This is a genomic window from Bacillus cereus group sp. TH152-1LC (assembly GCF_027710505.1).
GTDB lineage: Bacteria > Bacillota > Bacilli > Bacillales > Bacillaceae_G > Bacillus_A > Bacillus_A mobilis.
The window spans coordinates 40,219-58,350 of the sequence record NZ_JAQFNK010000027.1; the positions used below are offsets into that span (position 1 = coordinate 40,219).

Here is an 18,132-nt window from a genome sequence, read left to right on the forward strand (position 1 = left end):
GCTAAGTAGAGGAGGCGAAAACGTGGCTAAAAAATCTATGATAGCGAAACAAAAGCGTACTCCTAAGTTTAAAGTACAAGAGTATACACGTTGCGAACGCTGCGGTCGTCCGCATTCTGTATACCGCAAATTTAAGCTTTGCCGTATTTGTTTCCGTGAACTTGCATATAAAGGTCAAATTCCTGGTGTTAAAAAAGCTAGTTGGTAAAACCCACAAATGGGAAGGAGGTAAAACACATGGTGATGACAGATCCAATTGCAGACATGCTTACTCGCATCCGTAATGCGAACATGGTACGTCATGAGAAATTAGAGGTTCCTGCTTCTAAAATCAAAAAAGAGATCGCTGAACTTTTAAAACGTGAAGGTTTCATTCGTGATGTAGAATACATCGAGGATAACAAACAAGGTATCCTTCGTATTTTCCTGAAATATGGTGCAAACAATGAACGTGTAATCACTGGATTAAAACGTATCAGTAAACCTGGCTTACGCGTTTACGCTAAAGCTGATGAAGTACCACGTGTACTTAACGGATTAGGTATCGCTCTTGTTTCTACATCTAAGGGAGTAATGACAGACAAAGACGCTCGTCAATTACAAACTGGTGGAGAAGTAGTAGCATACGTTTGGTAATATATATTTAAAACGAACGGAGGTGTGACCACATGTCTCGTATTGGTAAAAAGATTCTTGAAATCCCTGCAGGTGTTACTATTACAGTTGCAGAAGACAATACTGTAACAGTAAAAGGCCCTAAAGGTGAATTAACTCGTACTTTCAATGCTGATATGCTTATCAAAATTGAAGAGAATACATTAACAGTTGAGCGTCCATCTGAACAGAAGGACCACCGTGCATTACACGGTACAACTCGTGCTTTAATCGGAAACATGGTTGAAGGTGTAACTGCAGGTTTCGCACGCGGACTTGAATTAGTCGGTGTAGGTTACCGTGCTCAAAAACAAGGTGATAAACTTGTATTAAGCGTAGGTTATTCTCATCCAGTAGAAATGACTCCGGAAGCAGGTATTGAAGTTGAAGTACCTGCACCAACTAAAATCGTAATCAAAGGTATCGACAAGCAACGTGTTGGCGAATTTGCTGCTAACATCCGTGCTGTACGTGCTCCTGAGCCATATAAAGGTAAAGGTATTCGTTACGAAGGCGAAGTTGTTCGTCGTAAAGAAGGTAAAACTGCTAAGTAAACCCGTTAGGTGAGAGAAAGGAGTGACAAGAAAATGATCACTAAAGCTGATAAAAATGCGACTCGTAAGAAAAGACATGCACGTGTACGTGCTAAACTTACTGGTACTGCAGAGCGTCCACGTTTAAACGTGTTCCGTTCTAACCAACATATTTACGCTCAAGTTATTGATGATGTGAATGGTGTAACGTTAGTAAGTGCATCTACTCTTGATAAAGACCTTGCTCTTAACGGTACTAGCAATACTGAAGCTGCTACGAAAGTAGGAGAATCAGTTGCTAAGCGTGCTGTAGAGAAAGGCGTTAAAGAAGTAGTATTCGATCGCGGTGGTTACTTATACCATGGCCGTGTTAAAGCTCTAGCTGAAGCTGCTCGTGAGGCTGGATTACAATTTTAATGGTCAAAGGAGGGAAAATTGATGCATCGCATTGACCCAAGTAAATTAGAACTTGAAGAACGTGTAGTTACGATAAATCGTGTCGCGAAAGTTGTTAAGGGTGGTCGTCGTTTCCGCTTTGCTGCACTAGTTGTAGTTGGCGATAAAAACGGTCATGTTGGATTCGGTACTGGTAAAGCACAAGAGGTACCAGACGCAATCCGCAAAGCTATCGAAGACGCTAAGAAAAACTTAATCGCTGTACCATTAGTTGGTACAACAATTCCACACACAATCAACGGTCACTTTGGAGCTGGTGAAGTATTCTTAAAACCTGCTGCTGAAGGTACTGGTGTTATTGCTGGTGGACCTGTTCGTGCGGTACTTGAATTAGCTGGTGTACAAGATATTCTTTCGAAATCTCTTGGTTCTAACACACCAATCAACATGATTCGCGCTACTGTGAACGGATTAAGCGAACTTAAGCGCGCTGAAGATGTTGCAAAATTACGCGGTAAATCTGTAGAAGAGCTACTAGGTTAAGGAGGGAAAACAAATGGCGAAAAAGTTAGAAATTACCCTCACTCGTAGTGTAATTGGTCGTCCACAAGATCAACGTGCGACGGTAGAAGCTTTAGGTCTTAAAAAGTTGAATTCAACTGTAGTTAAGGAAGAAACTCCTGCTATTCTTGGTATGATCAACAAAGTTTCTCACCTTATAACTGTAAAAGAAGCTTAAGGATAACTCATTAATATAAGGAGGTGCCTGGGAATGAAACTTCATGAATTAAAACCTGCAGAAGGTTCTCGTAAAGTACGTAACCGTGTCGGTCGTGGTATCGGTTCTGGTAACGGTAAAACTGCTGGTAAAGGTCATAAAGGACAAAACGCACGTTCTGGTGGCGGTGTTCGTCTTGGCTTCGAAGGTGGTCAAACTCCATTATTCCGTCGTTTACCAAAACGCGGCTTCACAAACATTAACCGTAAAGAGTTTGCTATTGTAAACTTAACAACGTTAAATCGTTTTGAAGATGGTACAGAAGTAACACCTGAATTATTGCTGGAAACTGGCGTTATCAGCAAGTTAAACGACGGTGTTAAAATTCTTGCAAGCGGCGCAGTAGAGAAAAAACTAACTGTTAAAGCGCACAAGTTCTCTTCAAGTGCTAAAGAAGCAATTGAAGCAGCTGGCGGATCAGTTGAGGTGATCTAATGTTTCGTACAATCTCCAACTTTATGCGCGTTGCTGAGATAAGACGTAAAATATTATTCACTTTAGCGATGTTAATCGTATTCAGGATTGGCACGTTTATCCCAGTGCCATTTACAAATGGAGACGTACTGAAAGCACAAGATCAATTAAATGCCTTAGGTATCCTAAATACATTTGGCGGTGGCGCCTTGAAAAACTTCTCCATCTTCGCGATGGGAATCATGCCGTATATTACAGCATCCATCATCGTGCAATTATTGCAGATGGATGTTGTTCCTAAATTTTCGGAATGGTCGAAGCAAGGTGAAATGGGCCGTCGTAAACTAACGCAATTTACGCGTTACTTTACAATTGTTCTTGCGTTTATTCAGGGGTTTGGTATGTCAATCGGTTTTAACGGTATGGTAGGTGGGCAATTAATTTTGAATCCTGGTTGGAGCACTTATTTATACATTGCTACGGTACTGACTGCTGGTACTGCATTTTTAATGTGGTTAGGCGAACAGATTACATCTAAAGGTGTAGGTAATGGTATTTCCATCCTTATCTTTGGAGGTATTGCCGCAGCGATCCCAAGTGTTATATCTCAAGTGTATCAACAACAGTTTCAAAATATCGGAGATCAATTGTTCATGAGTATCGTTAAAGTTGCATTGATCTTACTAGCTGTGCTAGCAGTTATTGTTGGTGTTATTTTCATTCAACAGGCTGTTAGAAAGATCCCAATTCAATATGCGAAGCGTGTAACAGGAGGGAATGGGAATCATGCTGGAGCACAAAACACACATTTACCGCTTAAGGTAAATAGTGCGGGTGTTATTCCAGTCATTTTTGCTGTTTCATTCTTAATTACGCCTCCAACTATTGCACAGTTCTTCCCGAATCATGATGTATCGCAGTGGATCATTGCAAACTTTAACTATTCTCACCCAGTGGGAATGATTATATATGTTGCGCTCATTGTAGCCTTCACATATTTCTATGCGTTTGTTCAGGTTAATCCAGAGCAAATGTCAGAGAATCTAAACAAACAAGGTGGATATGTTCCAGGTATTCGTCCGGGTAAGAATACGGAACAATATCTAACAAAAATCTTGTATCGTTTGACCTTTGTAGGATCAATTTTCCTAGCAGCGATTGCAATCTTACCAGTTATCTTTACGAAACTGGGAAATCTTCCTCCATCTGCACAGATTGGTGGAACGAGTATGTTAATCGTTGTCGGCGTTGCTTTAGAAACAATGAAGCAGCTAGAAAGCCAACTGGTAAAACGCCATTACAAAGGGTTTATCAAGCAGTGAGTAAGTGGGAAGAATTGTCTTCCCTACATGCTCATGTACTCTGAGGGGGAACAAGGATGAACTTAATTTTAATGGGGCTTCCTGGTGCTGGTAAAGGTACACAAGCCGAACAGATTGTTGCCAAGTATAACATCCCTCACATTTCAACAGGAGATATGTTCCGTGCAGCTATGAAGGCTGAAACTGAAATGGGTTTACAAGCAAAATCTTTTATTGATAAAGGTGCACTTGTTCCAGATGAAGTTACAATCGGAATCGTTCGTGAACGTTTAAGTCAAGAAGACTGCGTAAGAGGTTTCTTACTAGACGGTTTCCCACGAACTGTTGCACAAGCATCAGCTCTTGAAGAGATTATGAAAGATCTTGGCAAAAAAATCGACTATGTTTTAAACATTAATGTGGATTCAGGGTTGTTATTAAAACGCCTTACAGGCCGTCGCATTTGTAAAGAGTGCGGTGCGACTTACCACTTAGAATTCAATGCGCCAGCAAAAGCTGACGTGTGCGATAAATGTGGTGGCGAATTATATCAACGCTCTGATGACAATGAAGAAACTGTAGCAAATCGTTTAGATGTAAATATTAAGCAAACAAAACCTTTGCTTGATTTCTACGAGGAGCTTGGTTACCTACAAAGCATTAATGGTGAGCAAGATATCAATAAAGTATTTGCTGATATCGATGTTCTCATCGGAGGCTTAGCGTAATGATAATCTGCAAAACTCCTCGCGAGATAGAAATCATGCGAGAAGCTGGCAGGATCGTTGCTTTAACTCATCAAGAGTTGAAACAGCACATTACTCCAGGAATTACAACGAAAGAGCTCGATCAAATAGCGGAAAAGACGATTCAAAAATATGGTGCTACGCCATCTTTTAAAGGATACAACGGATTTCCGGGGAGCATTTGTGCTTCTGTAAATGAAGAGCTTGTACACGGAATTCCAGGGAAGCGCAAGCTCAAAGAGGGCGATATCATCAGTATCGATATTGGTGCGAAATACAATGGGTACCATGGCGATTCTGCATGGACGTATCCAGTTGGAAGCATTTCTGAATCTGTTCAAAAGCTACTTGATGTCACAGAAAAATCGTTGTATCTTGGTCTAGAACAAGTAAAACCAGGCGAAAGATTATCAAATATCTCACATGCGGTTCAAACCCATGCTGAAGAGAATGGGTTCTCGATCGTTAGGGAGTATGTTGGTCACGGAATCGGGCAAGACTTACATGAGGACCCTCAAATCCCGCACTATGGTCCACCAAATAGAGGCCCTAGATTAAAGCCGGGAATGGTCATCTGTGTTGAGCCGATGGTGAATCAAGGAAGACGATATGTAAAAACACTATCTGATGACTGGACAGTGGTAACGGTAGATGGTAAATGGTGTGCCCATTTTGAGCACACGATTGCTCTTACAGAAGCAGGATACGAAATCCTTACCACTTTATAAGTAGCTGGCTCTCCGGGATTTCAGAGCAGTGTAAAATGTTACTGATTTGAAGAAGGGAGAACTATTGAATGGCTAAAGATGATGTAATTGAAGTCGAAGGTACCGTTCTTGAAACGTTGCCAAATGCTATGTTCAAAGTAGAATTAGAGAATGGGCATGTCGTATTGGCTCACGTTTCTGGTAAAATCCGTATGAACTTCATTCGTATTTTACCAGGAGACAAAGTTACGGTAGAATTATCTCCGTACGATTTAAATCGTGGTCGTATTACGTACCGTTTTAAATAATATAGCACTCCGTAATCTTTAAGGAGGTTCGAGACATGAAAGTAAGACCGTCAGTTAAACCAATCTGCGAAAAATGTAAAGTTATTCGTAGACGTGGAAAAGTAATGGTTATTTGTGAAAACCCTAAACATAAACAAAAACAAGGTTAATCAGAAGGAGGTGCATTCAGAATGGCACGTATCGCAGGTGTAGATATTCCTCGAGACAAACGCGTTGTTATTTCTTTAACTTACGTATTCGGCATTGGTCGCACAACTGCTGAAAAAATTCTTACTGAAGCTGGTATTTCTTCAGAAACACGAGTTCGTGATTTAACGGAAGACGAACTAGGACGTATCCGTGATATCATCGATCGTATTAAAGTTGAGGGAGACCTTCGTCGTGAAGTATCTCTTAACATTAAACGTCTAATGGAGATCGGTTCTTACCGTGGTCTTCGTCACCGTCGTGGTTTACCAGTTCGTGGTCAAAACTCTAAAAACAATGCTCGTACACGTAAAGGTCCACGTCGTACAGTAGCAAATAAAAAGAAATAATAAGTAAAGGAGGTTGAACTAACAATGGCACGTAAAACAAACACTCGTAAAAAACGTGTGAAAAAGAATATTGAAGCTGGTATAGCTCATATTCGTTCTACTTTCAACAACACAATCGTAACACTTACAGATACTCATGGTAACGCACTTTCTTGGTCTAGTGCTGGTGCACTTGGTTTCCGTGGATCTCGTAAGTCTACTCCATTCGCTGCGCAAATGGCTGCTGAAGCTGCTGCTAAAGTTGCAATGGAACACGGTTTAAAAACTTTAGAGGTTACTGTTAAAGGTCCTGGTGCTGGTCGTGAAGCTGCAATTCGTGCTCTTCAAGCTGCAGGTCTAGAAGTAACAGCAATTAGAGATGTTACTCCAGTTCCTCATAATGGATGTCGTCCACCAAAACGTCGTCGTGTGTAATTTTTCTGTATAGAATTTTCCCTTTTGTCTATAATGGATATGATGCATTATCGAGAAATTTCGTACAGAAACATCGCTTGTTGTGCACAATCGGGAACTGCCTAAGGGGGACTTTCGGTTAGACAGGGGGTATCCCTTTGTTTAACCGGGGTTTCGACGTTTTGAAGGAGGGTTTAGTTAATGATTGAAATCGAAAAGCCGAAAATCGAAACGGTTGAACTTAACGAAGATGCTAAATATGGTAAATTCGTAATTGAACCGCTTGAGCGTGGATATGGTACTACTTTGGGTAACTCCTTACGTCGTATTCTTTTATCCTCACTCCCTGGTGCCGCTGTTACTGCTATCCAAATCGATGGCGTATTACATGAATTTTCAACAGTTGAGGGCGTAGTAGAAGACGTTACGACGATCATCTTAAACTTGAAAAAGTTAGCTCTTAAAATCTACTCTGAAGAAGAGAAGACGTTGGAAATTGATGTGCAGGGCGAAGGTATTGTCACAGCTGCTGATATTACTCACGATAGTGATGTAGAAATCTTAAATCCAGATTTACACATTGCAACGTTAGCAAAAAATGCGCATTTCCGCATGCGTTTAACTGCAAAGCGTGGCCGTGGGTATACGCCAGCTGATGCAAATAAAAGCGAAGATCAACCAATAGGAGTAATTCCTATTGATTCTATTTATACTCCAGTATCACGTGTGACTTACCAAGTGGAAAAGACACGTGTCGGACAAGTGGCTAATTATGATAAGCTTACGCTTGATGTATGGACGGATGGAAGCATCGGGCCAAAAGAAGCTATCTCTTTAGGTGCCAAAATCTTAACTGAGCATTTAAATATCTTTGTTGGTTTAACTGATGAAGCACAAAATGCTGAGATTATGGTCGAGAAGGAAGAAGATCAAAAAGAGAAAGTTCTTGAGATGACTATCGAGGAACTAGATCTTTCTGTTCGTTCTTATAATTGCCTTAAACGTGCAGGAATTAATACTGTACAAGAGCTTGCGAACAAAACAGAAGAAGATATGATGAAAGTTCGTAACTTAGGACGTAAATCCTTAGAAGAAGTTAAACATAAACTTGAGGAATTAGGTTTAGGTTTACGTAAAGACGACTGAGGATTTAAACCCATCAACAAAGGAGGGAACTACGAATGGCATACAGAAAATTAGGCCGTACAAGTGCGCAACGTAAAGCTATGTTACGTGATTTAGCTACTGATTTAATTATCAACGAGCGCATCCAAACGACAGAAACTCGTGCAAAAGAACTTCGTTCTGTAGTGGAAAAAATGATCACTTTAGGTAAACGCGGAGATCTTCACGCTCGTCGTCAAGCAGCAGCTTTCATTCGCAATGAAGTAGCTAACGCTGAGACTGGTCAAGATGCACTTCAAAAATTATTCGCTGATGTAGCTCCACGCTATGCTGAGCGCCAAGGCGGATACACTCGTATTGCAAAAATTGGTCCACGTCGCGGAGACGCAGCACCAATGGTAATTATCGAGTTAGTATAATGATAATTAAAAGGGCAGGACAGTTCTTTTCAAGAAACTGGTCATGGCCCTTTTTTTTAAATATAAAAATAGGCTAACTCGGCGAAGGAAAGGGTGCCTTGTATTGAAAAAAGAGAAACTTCGGACAGAAAATATATCATTTCAATATCCTGGGGCAGCCACTTATGCATTAAAAGATGTTTCATTTTCTTTGTATGAGGGAGAATGGGTATCTGTTATTGGACAAAATGGTTCAGGGAAGTCTACACTTGCAAAATTATTGAATGGTTTGTTTTTGCCGGAAGCAGGGACTATTACAGTAAATGATACAATGGTTTTATCAGAGAAAACGGTGTGGGATGTTCGAAAACAAATTGGTATGGTATTTCAAAATCCAGATAATCAATTTGTTGGAACGACAGTGCAAGACGACGTTGTATTTGGCTTAGAGAATATCGGAATGCCAAGAGAACAGATGGTAGAAAGATTAGATCAGGCTCTCAAACTTGTCCGTATGGAAGATTTTCTTAATGATGAACCTCATTCGTTATCTGGTGGGCAAAAGCAGCGAGTGGCAATAGCAGGCGTTTTAGCACTTCAGCCATCTATTTTGATATTAGATGAAGCAACGTCAATGCTAGATCCTCAAGGAAGACGTGAAGTAGTAGAAACGGTTAGACAACTTGTTAATCAAAAAGGTATTACCGTGTTATCAATTACGCACGATTTAGAAGAAGCGGCACAATCAGACCGTGTCATTATTTTAAATAAGGGAGAAATATTAGAGGAAGGGACTCCAGAGCAAATTTTCAAGTCCTCTCATATGCTCCAAGAAATTGGATTAGATGTACCATTTTCAGTAAAAATAGCAGAATTATTAAAAAGAAATGAAATTCTCTTGCAAAATACGCATCTTACAATGGAAAGCTTGGTGAACGAACTTTGGAGATTACATTCCAAAAAGTAGAACATCGTTATCAATATAAAACTCCATTTGAAAGACGCGCACTTTATGATGTAGACGTGTCGTTTCCAAGTGGGGGCTATTATGCCATTATCGGTCATACTGGTTCAGGTAAGTCGACGATGATTCAACATTTAAATGGTTTATTGCAGCCGACAAATGGCACAGTTCAAATTGGTGAACATTTCATTTCGGCAGGAAAGAAAGAAAAAAAGCTAAAGCCACTACGTAAAAAGGTAGGGGTTGTCTTTCAATTCCCAGAACATCAGTTGTTTGAAGAGACTGTGGAGAAAGATATTTGTTTCGGCCCTACTAATTTTGGGGTATCTGTAGAAGAAGCGAAGCAAAAGGCAAGAGAGGCAATTGAACTTGTAGGGTTAGAACCAGAACTGTTAACACGTTCACCGTTTGAGTTAAGTGGTGGACAGATGAGGCGTGTCGCGATAGCGGGCGTATTGGCGATGGAACCCGAAGTGCTTGTATTAGATGAACCTACAGCAGGACTAGATCCAAAAGGACAGAACGAACTTATGGAGATGTTTTATAAGCTACATAAGGAGCAAGGCCTTACAGTTATCCTAGTAACACATAATATGGAGGATGCTGCTAAGTATGCGGAGCAGATTGTAGTCATGCATAAAGGAACGGTCTTTTTGCAAGGAAGTGCAGAGGAAGTATTTTCACATGCTGATGAACTAGAGAAAATTGGCGTGGATCTTCCTATGTCTTTAAAGTATAAACGTGCAATTGAAGAGAAGTTTGGCATTTCAATCCCAAAGGCTACCTTATCTTTAGAGGATCTTACTCATGAAGTTGTGCAGGTGTTACGAAAAGGTGGTCATGAATCATGCAGCAGTTGATTATTGGAAGGTATATTCCAGGGAATTCTCTTATTCATCAACTTGATCCACGTACGAAGCTGCTGATTGTCTTTTTATATGTATTTGTTGTTTTCTTAGCAAATAATGCGATTTCATATGGATTTTTATTTTTATATGCACTCATTGCTTTATTTTTTGCAAAAGTGCCGATTCGTTATGTACTTTCGGGCTTAAAACCAATTCTATGGATTTTTCTTTTTACATTTTTCCTGCATATTTTTACAAATAAAGAAGGGGAAGTATTATTCCAGCTTGGTTGGTTTTCGATACATGAAAAAGGATTAGAGCAAGGGATATACATTTCTATACGATTCTTCGTTATTATTTTAATGACGACATTATTAACGTTAACGACGGCACCTATTGAGATTACAGATGGTTTGGAGACGTTATTAAAGCCGTTGAAGCGTATAAAAGTTCCTGTTCATGAAATCGCATTAATGATGTCAATTTCTCTTCGTTTTATTCCGACATTAATGGATGAAACGAGTAAAATAATGAAGGCACAATCGTCACGTGGTATTGATTTCGCAGGAGGGCCGATCAAAGATAGGATGAAAGCTATTATCTCACTACTCGTTCCTCTATTTATCAGTGCTTTTAAGCGTGCTGAGGACTTAGCAATTGCTATGGAGGCTCGTGGATATCAAAGTGGCGAAGGACGTACTAAATTTAGGCAACTACGCTGGAAAACAAGCGATACAGTAACGATTATAAGCTTACTTTGCGTAGCTTGTATTTTGGCATGGGTGCGATCGTAATGGAGAATAGAGAAATGGATAGAATAAAATGTACGGTTGCATATGATGGCATGCATTTTTGTGGTTATCAAATTCAGCCGCAACATCGTACTGTTCAACAAGAGATTGAAAAAGCTTTGCAGAAATTGCATAAAGGAGAACTTGTTCGTGTTCAGGCATCGGGCAGAACGGATTCTACCGTTCACGCTAAAGGACAAGTTATACACTTTGATACACCGTTGTCTCTTGAAGAGTGGCAATGGAGTAATGCATTAAACACAATGTTGCCAGATGATATTGTTATCAGACAGGTAGAGAAAAAAACAGAAGAATTTCATGCGCGTTACGGTGTTGAGAGAAAAGAATATCGTTATCGTGTGTTATTATCAAAGACTGCGGACGTATTCCGTAGAAATTACGTATATCAATATCCATATCCGCTTGAAATAAACTCTATAAGAAAAGCGATTCCTTATTTTATTGGAACGCATGACTTCACTTCTTTTTGTTCGGCAAAAACTGACAAAAAAGATAAAGTGAGAACAATTTATGAAATTGAGCTAATCGAGCAAGATGATGAATTAATTTTTCGTTTTGTAGGTAATGGATTTTTATATAATATGGTCAGAATTATTGTTGGTACGTTACTGAACGTAGGGCAAGGAAAGCTTGATCCAGACAGCATTCCAGAGATTCTAGCGAAACAAAATCGTCAGTTTGCTGGAAAGATGGCTCCTGGTCATGGGCTTTACTTATGGCAGGTAAACTATAACAACTAATCCTGGTGTAACATTTGCTTGACATTAGAAACTCAAAAGTATATCATAACATATGGTATTGTTTCTAAAACCACGATTAGCCCCGGAAGGAAATCGTGTTTAAGATAAACAATAGATTTTTTCTATGGAAAAGATAACGAGGAGGGAAACACATGCGTACGACTTTTATGGCAAAAGCTAACGAAGTTGAGCGTAAATGGTATGTGGTTGATGCTGAAGGTCAAACTTTAGGTCGCCTATCTACAGAAGTAGCATCTATTTTACGCGGTAAAAACAAACCTACATTTACACCACACGTTGACACGGGTGATCATGTAATTATTATTAACGCTGAGAAAATTCATTTAACAGGTAATAAATTAAACGATAAAATTTACTACCGTCACACTAACCACCCAGGTGGACTTAAACAAAGAACAGCTCTAGAAATGCGTACAAACTACCCTGTACAAATGTTAGAGCTTGCAATTAAAGGCATGCTTCCAAAAGGACGCTTAGGCCGTCAAGTTTCTAAGAAACTAAACGTGTATGCTGGAGCAGAGCATCCACACCAAGCACAAAAACCAGAAGTTTACGAACTTCGCGGATAATTAATTAAAGGAGGGCTTACTTTGGCACAGGTTCAATACTATGGCACTGGACGTCGTAAGAGTTCAGTAGCGCGCGTACGCCTAGTTCCAGGCGAAGGACGCGTTATCATTAACGGTCGTGATTTTGAAAACTATATCCCATTTGCTGCATTACGTGAAGTAGTGAAACAACCTCTAGTTGCAACAGAAACTTTAGGTAACTACGATGTACTTGTAAACGTAAATGGTGGTGGATACACTGGTCAAGCTGGTGCTATTCGTCACGGTATTTCTCGCGCTTTATTAAAAGCTGATCCAGAATACCGTCTAACACTAAAACGTGCAGGTCTATTAACTCGTGACGCACGTATGAAAGAGCGTAAAAAATACGGTCTTAAAGGCGCACGTCGTGCACCTCAGTTCTCAAAACGTTAATTTTTGCGAACTAAAAACCCCAACCATTTTGGTTGGGGTTTTTTTATGTTTCATTCCTCTTTTGAAATTTTTGTAGTTTGGAATATTTTAGTGCTATCCTCTCGCGTATGCTTCTTCTTTAGAAGTTTAGACTAATACGTATTAGGGAGGTTTATAAGTACTATGAATGTCATTGTCAGCTTACAAGAAAAACAAAAAGAAAAGCAGCTGAAATATGAACGGAAGATGCTGCGAGAATTATCATTAAAAACATTACGTTCAAATATTAGAGATGCCTTTCAGATGCAGGAACTTCATCGTCAGTATGAAGATTACTGTATTGAATTAGGGATAGAATCGTATTTATTAGGAGCGAGATACAGTAAGTTTGGTTATTATGGTGAATCATTCTTTGATGTGAAATATAGAGCCTTAGAAGAAGAGCAACAATTAACGGAAACACTATTTCAATTTTTAACGAGCATGACTATGAGAGAAATTAAGTTACAAGATGAGGAATTACTTTTTGAATCTTGTCAGCAGTTTATTGGCTTATGGTGGCAGGAAGGATATGAAAAAGGTGAAAGAAGATATCGATTAAAGCTTCATTAAGACAAGCATAAACTTTCCTCTTGTCCCATATAAGTAATTAGAGGGACTAGCTGGAGGAGGAAAGGTATGAAGAGAATTCGAATTATCTCTTTTGCACTCGCTGCGGTTGTTTTGTTTTTTTTAGTCAAACAAGAATTTCAAATTACAAAATCGTGGCGAGCGTGGAATTTACCCTTATCAGGGAAAGTGATTGTATTAGATGCTGGGCATGGTGGACCAGACGGAGGGGCTGTTGGTGGAAAAGATATTATAGAAAAAGATATTACGCTTGAGATTACAAAGAAGGTACAAGATTATTTACAAGAACAAGGTGCACTAGTTATTTTAACACGTGAGGGAGATTATGATTTAGCTCAGAAAGATACAAAATCATATAGTAGACGTAAAGCAGAGGATTTAAAAAAGCGTGTAGAGATTATTAATAAACCTGATGTAGACTTTTTTGCGAGCATTCATTTAAATGCTTTAACTAGTAGTGGATCAAAGGGCGCACAAACGTTCTACTACCGTTCTTCGGTTGAAAATGAGCGTGCTGCGAAATTTATACAAGCTGAATTGAGAACGAGTTTAGAGAATACGAATCGTTCTGCTAAAACAATTTCTCATGTGTATTTATTAAAGTATGCGAAAACACCAGGTGCTCTAATTGAAGCTGGCTTTTTATCGAATGTAAACGAAAGGTATATGTTAAATTCGGAGAAATATCAGCAAAAGGTAGCTGCTGCAGTATATCGTGGTATATTACGTTATTTCACGGAAAAAGGAAATCCTCCAGAATAAGGAGGATTTTTTGAGTTTCTCTCGTTAACGAAGTTTTCCGAAAATATGTTATACTGGAAATGTAAACGCATTTATTTCAAAAATGAAGAGAGATACATTTAATTAACATTACGTTATTTTTCATACAGGGGGCTGGGCTAACTATGGTAACGAAAGAGCAAGTAGTGGAAGCATTAGAAGGGATTGTAGATCCGTTTTTACATAAAACGTTAAAAGAAACAGGTGCAATTAAAGAGGTAACAGTTAAGCCTGAGAAGGAACATGTAAGTGTTAAAATTGCAATCGTAAAAACCGGTACAGCGGAACAAATGCAATTGCAATCTGGAATTGTAAAGTTAGTAAAAGAATTAGGAGCGGCAACAGTAGGGCTTCGCTTTGCAGAATTTACAGAAGAGGAATTAGCTCAGTTTGCACCGGAACAGGAAGAAGAGCAAAATGAATCTTTATTGTCACCAAATTCAAAAACAACATTTTTAGCAGTGGCGAGTGGAAAAGGTGGAGTAGGAAAATCAACAGTTTCTGTTAACCTTGCCGTTGCTCTAGCTCGATTAGGGAAAAAGGTTGGTATCATTGATGCTGATATTTATGGTTTTAGCGTACCTGATATGATGGGGATAGAAAAACGACCTGTTGTAAGAGGTGACAGAATAATTCCAGTGGAGCGTCTAGGTGTAAAGGTAATCTCAATGGGATTCTTTGTAGAAGATAATGCACCGGTTATTTGGAGAGGGCCTATGCTTGGGAAAATGTTAAATCACTTCTTCACAGAAGTAGAATGGGGCGATTTAGACTATTTAGTTTTAGATTTACCACCGGGTACAGGTGATGTTGCGCTAGACTTACATTCGATGTTGCCGGCTTGTAAAGAGATTATTGTAACAACGCCACATCCAACAGCGGCATTTGTAGCAGCGCGTGCTGGAGCCATGGCTTTACGTACGGAACATAGTATTCTTGGTGTTGTTGAAAATATGGCGTATTTTGAAAGTAAAACAACTGGTGAAAAAGAATATGTGTTCGGAAGAGGTGGAGGAGATAAGTTAGCTACAGAACTTCAAACAGAAGTACTTGGCCGAATCCCACTTCAACAACCTGATTGGAATAAAGAAGACTTTGCGCCATCAGTATATGAAGATACACATACGACAGGTCTTATTTATCGCACGATAGCTGAGACTGTAATTGATAAAATAGCTGTCGCGCAAAAATAAAATAATAATGAGTGGACGATACATATATTGTCCACTCATTATTATCGTTATAATTTTTACTGCTGTTCCTTTTTAGCGTCTTGGGAACCACCTTCACCGCCTGCTTCTTTTTTATCAGATCCACTTTTTTCGGCCTTTTGTACACCTTTACTAATAATATCAATCATCTTAGCTTGGAAGAGTGGGCTTTCAGCAGTTTCGGTTAGTACTTGTTGTAAATATTGACGGTATTCTTTGCTCTTCATCGTTTGTAACATCATTTTTTCTACTTCAGGGTTTTTCATGATTTCTATAACGCCTGCTTGGTATTCAGGGTCTTTTAGTAATGTTTTCATTAAGGTTGTTTGTTCTTTCCCCATACTTTTAGCGAATTTCGATGAGAACTCAGGGTCTTTAAAGAGCTTTTCCCAGAATTGTTGCCCTTTGTCGGATACCATTGCATCTTCAATCGTTTTCTTTACTACTGTTTCATCTAGTATGAGTGCTTGTTTCATTTTTTCATCAGTTAACACATCTTGAATGGCTTTCTTACCTTGATCGGTTTTTAAAATATCAACAATCATTTTCTTCGTTTGATCGTAATCAAGTTCGGACTTTGCTTCTTTTCCTTGTGCACACGCTACAAGTGCGAGGAATAGAAAAGAAGAAGTCAAAACGAGCAGCATCCGTTTCATAAGTTGGAACTCCTTTCAGCACAGTTCTCTCTTTTTAATATAAATATCTTTGGGGAATTTATACATGAACATGGCTAGCTTTTTGAAATTGTCATTGATACAATTTAATTAGAAATATAAGGATAATGGGGGATGTGTTGTGAATAGCCGCAAGTGGGTACGACTATTTTTTACGACGTTGTTTCTTGGTGGGATTAGCACGGTCATTATTGGGTTTGTTTTAGAGTGGGACAAGTACGCTAAATTTTTTCAAAATTTCGACGGAAAGGAAATTCTAGCAGTTTCCTTTTGGTTGATGGGTGTAGGGTTTATTTTTAGTGTTATAAGTCAAATGGGATTCTTTGCTTATTTAACAATCCATCGTTTTGGATTAGGTATGTTCCGTTCACCTTCTTTATGGAATGCAGTCCAGCTCTTCTTTATTGCATTCGTTTTATTTGATTTCGTGTATCTAAGATCTGTATTGATTGCAAATGGGGAAGTTTCATTAGGGAATAACATACTTGTTGCTGGTGTGTTATTTATGTTCGGGGCCATTGTTGCTTACATAAAAAGTAAGGAAACAAATAAAAAGGCATTTGTGCCCGCTTTGTTCTTTATGGTTGTTGTAACAATTCTTGAGTGGGTACCAGCTCTTCGAATTAATGATACAGACTGGTTATATTTAATGGTGATACCACTTTTATTATGTAATGCATATCAGTTACTTATATTACATCGTTTAATTGGAAAGAGAAGTAAGTCAGCCTAATATAAGAGAGTTTGTACGAATGAAAAAAGCTCTATTATCTGAATGAAAGGTAGTAGAGCTTTTTATGTGTGAAGGCACAATGGAAAAGAATTACTGTACATCTTTACTTTTCGTACTTGTGTTGGAAATAAGTTGTGATACGGATATTTGCTCATATCCGTCACTTTTTAATTTTTGTAGAAGCAGTGGTAAAGCTTTATTTGTTTGAAGGGCAGAATCGGATGCGTGTAGTAAAACGATATCTCCACCTTTTAAATTATTAGAGACGGTGGAAACGATATTGTTTACACCAGGGTTTTTCCAATCGTTTGAGTTATTACTCCAATGAACGATGGTGTATCCGAGTGATTCTGCTATTTTAAGTGTTGCTTTGTTAAAGTCTCCACTAGGTGGACGCAATAGCTTGACTTGTTTCACACCGAGTTTTGTAAAAACATCTTGCGCTCGTAAAAGATCTCTTCGTATTTCATTTGTCTCTAGAGAAGTGTAGGACGTGTAATTATAGCCCATACTACCGATTTCATGTCCATCTTTTATGATGCGTTCAACAACATCAGGGTGTCTTTCTGCCCATGCAGCAGAAAGGAAGAAGGTTGCATTCTTAATGTCTCTTTCTTTAAGTGTATCAAGGATTGGAATTGCTTTTTTGTCTCCCCAACTAATATCAAATGTGAATGCAACTTGTTTTTTAGATGTGTCGCCTTTGTAAATAACTTTAGGTCCTGTAGCAGTTGAAAAAGCAGATTCATGTGAATATGTTTTTAAAAAGAGAAGCCATGCTGTAAATAAGGAAAGTATCACTATTAAGCTAATGTGTTTAAAATTTCTTTTACTCGTAATAAAAAAGAAAAACATAATATTACGCCCCTTTGTCCAATCCTTTTCAGTTACATATATGCTTTAAATATTAAAAAGAGAACAAAGGATTAATATCGTAAGCAGTGGATATAATGAATGATAGGATTTTGATAAGTGAAAATGAGCGAAACGTTTATTGCTTTGTAGGAAATGATTGAGGTGATGATTTGCTTGGGTTTATGTTAACGAAAGAAGAGAAAAAAGAAATGGAATACATATTGAAGAGAGAGTTAGAAGAACTTTTATTTGATTTTGAAGATGAACGTATTCATGATGTTGTAAAAAAGGCGATGGAGGAAAGATATAAAATCATTTTTTGTTTGTTTCGAAGAGTCGCTAATGCAGAAGAATGTATGCGTTATGTAAGGAAAAGAACTTTTTATTAAAAAGTGTTGACGTTAATGGATATTGTATGATAAATTAATAAACGTCGCTGATGCAGAAACGCAGAAGACGACAAAAAAGAAATTGAAAAACTTAGTTGACATCGAAAAACGAAGATGTTAACATAAGGAAGTCGCAAATGAGCGACTAAGTAGTTCTTTGAAAACTGAACGAAACAAACAACGTGAAACGTCAATTTTTATTTTTAGATGCTAGACAAACTAAC

At 38.6% G+C, this 18,132-nt stretch carries 29 protein-coding genes; 27 read left to right on the forward strand and 2 right to left on the reverse strand.

The window, feature by feature from the left end:
* Window positions 1-22 precede the first annotated feature (22 nt).
* The 25 genes from rpsN (at window position 23) to PDL00_RS30835 (ending at window position 15,239) form a co-directional block, all read left to right on the forward strand.
* A complete protein-coding gene (rpsN, locus tag PDL00_RS30715; RefSeq protein ID WP_001085700.1) occupies window positions 23-208 on the forward strand; it encodes a 30S ribosomal protein S14 in 186 nt (61 codons plus the stop codon).
* A gap of 29 nt (window positions 209-237) precedes the next feature.
* Window positions 238-636, forward strand: a complete 399-nt coding sequence (rpsH, locus tag PDL00_RS30720) for a 30S ribosomal protein S8 (RefSeq protein WP_000245511.1) — start codon at window positions 238-240, stop codon at window positions 634-636.
* A gap of 32 nt (window positions 637-668) precedes the next feature.
* Window positions 669-1,208 carry a 50S ribosomal protein L6 gene (rplF, locus tag PDL00_RS30725; protein WP_061678371.1) on the forward strand — a complete coding sequence of 180 codons (540 nt, stop codon included), beginning with the start codon at window positions 669-671 and terminating at the stop codon, window positions 1,206-1,208.
* Between the two features lie 33 nt (window positions 1,209-1,241).
* Window positions 1,242-1,604: a 50S ribosomal protein L18 gene (rplR, locus tag PDL00_RS30730; RefSeq protein WP_000628818.1), complete on the forward strand. Its 363-nt coding sequence runs from the start codon at window positions 1,242-1,244 to the stop codon at window positions 1,602-1,604.
* Between the two features lie 21 nt (window positions 1,605-1,625).
* Entirely contained in the window at window positions 1,626-2,126 is a 501-nt protein-coding gene (rpsE, locus tag PDL00_RS30735; protein ID WP_000554646.1) for a 30S ribosomal protein S5, read from the forward strand.
* A gap of 13 nt (window positions 2,127-2,139) precedes the next feature.
* Window positions 2,140-2,322 carry a 50S ribosomal protein L30 gene (rpmD, locus tag PDL00_RS30740; protein WP_001085231.1) on the forward strand — a complete coding sequence of 61 codons (183 nt, stop codon included), beginning with the start codon at window positions 2,140-2,142 and terminating at the stop codon, window positions 2,320-2,322.
* Between the two features lie 33 nt (window positions 2,323-2,355).
* On the forward strand, window positions 2,356-2,796 hold the full coding sequence (gene rplO, locus PDL00_RS30745; RefSeq protein ID WP_000766082.1) for a 50S ribosomal protein L15: 441 nt from the start codon (window positions 2,356-2,358) through the stop codon (window positions 2,794-2,796).
* Entirely contained in the window at window positions 2,796-4,097 is a 1,302-nt protein-coding gene (gene secY, locus PDL00_RS30750; protein WP_000490122.1) for a preprotein translocase subunit SecY, read from the forward strand. The genes rplO and secY overlap by 1 nt, the downstream gene beginning before the upstream one ends.
* Window positions 4,098-4,153: 56 nt before the next feature.
* Window positions 4,154-4,804 carry an adenylate kinase gene (locus PDL00_RS30755; protein WP_001048992.1) on the forward strand — a complete coding sequence of 217 codons (651 nt, stop codon included), beginning with the start codon at window positions 4,154-4,156 and terminating at the stop codon, window positions 4,802-4,804.
* The gene (map, locus tag PDL00_RS30760) at window positions 4,804-5,550 is read left to right on the forward strand and encodes a type I methionyl aminopeptidase (protein ID WP_000582541.1); all 747 of its coding nucleotides are present in this window, start codon (window positions 4,804-4,806) and stop codon (window positions 5,548-5,550) included. Before PDL00_RS30755 ends, map begins: the two co-directional genes overlap by 1 nt.
* 68 nt (window positions 5,551-5,618) lie before the next feature.
* The gene (gene infA, locus PDL00_RS30765; RefSeq protein WP_001029884.1) at window positions 5,619-5,837 is read left to right on the forward strand and encodes a translation initiation factor IF-1; all 219 of its coding nucleotides are present in this window, start codon (window positions 5,619-5,621) and stop codon (window positions 5,835-5,837) included.
* A 35-nt stretch (window positions 5,838-5,872) separates the two neighbouring features.
* On the forward strand, window positions 5,873-5,986 hold the full coding sequence (gene rpmJ / locus PDL00_RS30770) for a 50S ribosomal protein L36 (RefSeq protein ID WP_000868344.1): 114 nt from the start codon (window positions 5,873-5,875) through the stop codon (window positions 5,984-5,986).
* Window positions 5,987-6,007: 21 nt separating this feature from the next.
* Window positions 6,008-6,373 (forward strand): 30S ribosomal protein S13, encoded by a 366-nt coding sequence (rpsM, locus tag PDL00_RS30775; protein WP_000090790.1) that lies wholly within the window; start codon window positions 6,008-6,010, stop codon window positions 6,371-6,373.
* A 24-nt stretch (window positions 6,374-6,397) separates the two neighbouring features.
* A complete protein-coding gene (gene rpsK / locus PDL00_RS30780) occupies window positions 6,398-6,787 on the forward strand; it encodes a 30S ribosomal protein S11 (RefSeq protein WP_000101797.1) in 390 nt (129 codons plus the stop codon).
* A 180-nt stretch (window positions 6,788-6,967) separates the two neighbouring features.
* Window positions 6,968-7,912: a DNA-directed RNA polymerase subunit alpha gene (locus PDL00_RS30785; protein ID WP_000569644.1), complete on the forward strand. Its 945-nt coding sequence runs from the start codon at window positions 6,968-6,970 to the stop codon at window positions 7,910-7,912.
* 35 nt (window positions 7,913-7,947) lie between these two features.
* Window positions 7,948-8,310, forward strand: coding sequence for a 50S ribosomal protein L17 (gene rplQ / locus PDL00_RS30790; protein ID WP_000331490.1), 363 nt, complete (start codon window positions 7,948-7,950; stop codon window positions 8,308-8,310).
* Between the two features lie 103 nt (window positions 8,311-8,413).
* Window positions 8,414-9,256, forward strand: a complete 843-nt coding sequence (locus PDL00_RS30795; protein WP_242256730.1) for an energy-coupling factor ABC transporter ATP-binding protein — start codon at window positions 8,414-8,416, stop codon at window positions 9,254-9,256.
* On the forward strand, window positions 9,232-10,113 hold the full coding sequence (locus tag PDL00_RS30800) for an energy-coupling factor ABC transporter ATP-binding protein (RefSeq protein ID WP_242256728.1): 882 nt from the start codon (window positions 9,232-9,234) through the stop codon (window positions 10,111-10,113). The genes PDL00_RS30795 and PDL00_RS30800 overlap by 25 nt, the downstream gene beginning before the upstream one ends.
* On the forward strand, window positions 10,101-10,895 hold the full coding sequence (locus PDL00_RS30805) for an energy-coupling factor transporter transmembrane component T family protein (protein WP_270733362.1): 795 nt from the start codon (window positions 10,101-10,103) through the stop codon (window positions 10,893-10,895). Before PDL00_RS30800 ends, PDL00_RS30805 begins: the two co-directional genes overlap by 13 nt.
* Before the next feature lie 14 nt (window positions 10,896-10,909).
* Window positions 10,910-11,653 carry a tRNA pseudouridine(38-40) synthase TruA gene (truA, locus tag PDL00_RS30810; RefSeq protein ID WP_033656275.1) on the forward strand — a complete coding sequence of 248 codons (744 nt, stop codon included), beginning with the start codon at window positions 10,910-10,912 and terminating at the stop codon, window positions 11,651-11,653.
* Between the two features lie 152 nt (window positions 11,654-11,805).
* Window positions 11,806-12,243: a 50S ribosomal protein L13 gene (gene rplM, locus PDL00_RS30815; RefSeq protein WP_001260795.1), complete on the forward strand. Its 438-nt coding sequence runs from the start codon at window positions 11,806-11,808 to the stop codon at window positions 12,241-12,243.
* 21 nt (window positions 12,244-12,264) lie between these two features.
* Window positions 12,265-12,657, forward strand: a complete 393-nt coding sequence (rpsI, locus tag PDL00_RS30820; RefSeq protein ID WP_000079986.1) for a 30S ribosomal protein S9 — start codon at window positions 12,265-12,267, stop codon at window positions 12,655-12,657.
* A gap of 162 nt (window positions 12,658-12,819) precedes the next feature.
* Window positions 12,820-13,248 (forward strand): YbaK family protein, encoded by a 429-nt coding sequence (locus PDL00_RS30825; protein WP_001101006.1) that lies wholly within the window; start codon window positions 12,820-12,822, stop codon window positions 13,246-13,248.
* 66 nt (window positions 13,249-13,314) lie between these two features.
* Window positions 13,315-14,028 (forward strand): N-acetylmuramoyl-L-alanine amidase CwlD, encoded by a 714-nt coding sequence (cwlD, locus tag PDL00_RS30830; RefSeq protein WP_000822446.1) that lies wholly within the window; start codon window positions 13,315-13,317, stop codon window positions 14,026-14,028.
* Window positions 14,029-14,171: 143 nt separating this feature from the next.
* Window positions 14,172-15,239 carry an Mrp/NBP35 family ATP-binding protein gene (locus tag PDL00_RS30835; RefSeq protein WP_242256724.1) on the forward strand — a complete coding sequence of 356 codons (1,068 nt, stop codon included), beginning with the start codon at window positions 14,172-14,174 and terminating at the stop codon, window positions 15,237-15,239.
* Between the two features lie 56 nt (window positions 15,240-15,295).
* Here PDL00_RS30835 and gerD read toward each other — a convergent pair whose 3' ends face one another.
* Entirely contained in the window at window positions 15,296-15,913 is a 618-nt protein-coding gene (gene gerD / locus PDL00_RS30840; protein ID WP_262741705.1) for a spore germination protein GerD, read from the reverse strand.
* 139 nt (window positions 15,914-16,052) lie between these two features.
* On the opposite strand from gerD, the gene kbaA reads away from it, so the two are divergent.
* Window positions 16,053-16,664 carry a KinB signaling pathway activation protein KbaA gene (gene kbaA / locus PDL00_RS30845; RefSeq protein WP_001088506.1) on the forward strand — a complete coding sequence of 204 codons (612 nt, stop codon included), beginning with the start codon at window positions 16,053-16,055 and terminating at the stop codon, window positions 16,662-16,664.
* Between the two features lie 90 nt (window positions 16,665-16,754).
* Here the strand turns inward: kbaA and pdaB are convergent, their stop codons facing one another.
* Window positions 16,755-17,519 (reverse strand): polysaccharide deacetylase family sporulation protein PdaB, encoded by a 765-nt coding sequence (pdaB, locus tag PDL00_RS30850; RefSeq protein WP_060629220.1) that lies wholly within the window; start codon window positions 17,517-17,519, stop codon window positions 16,755-16,757.
* Between the two features lie 170 nt (window positions 17,520-17,689).
* Between pdaB and PDL00_RS30855 the strand changes: the two genes are divergently transcribed.
* Window positions 17,690-17,908, forward strand: coding sequence for a hypothetical protein (locus tag PDL00_RS30855; RefSeq protein WP_000900298.1), 219 nt, complete (start codon window positions 17,690-17,692; stop codon window positions 17,906-17,908).
* Window positions 17,909-18,132: the final 224 nt, after the last annotated feature.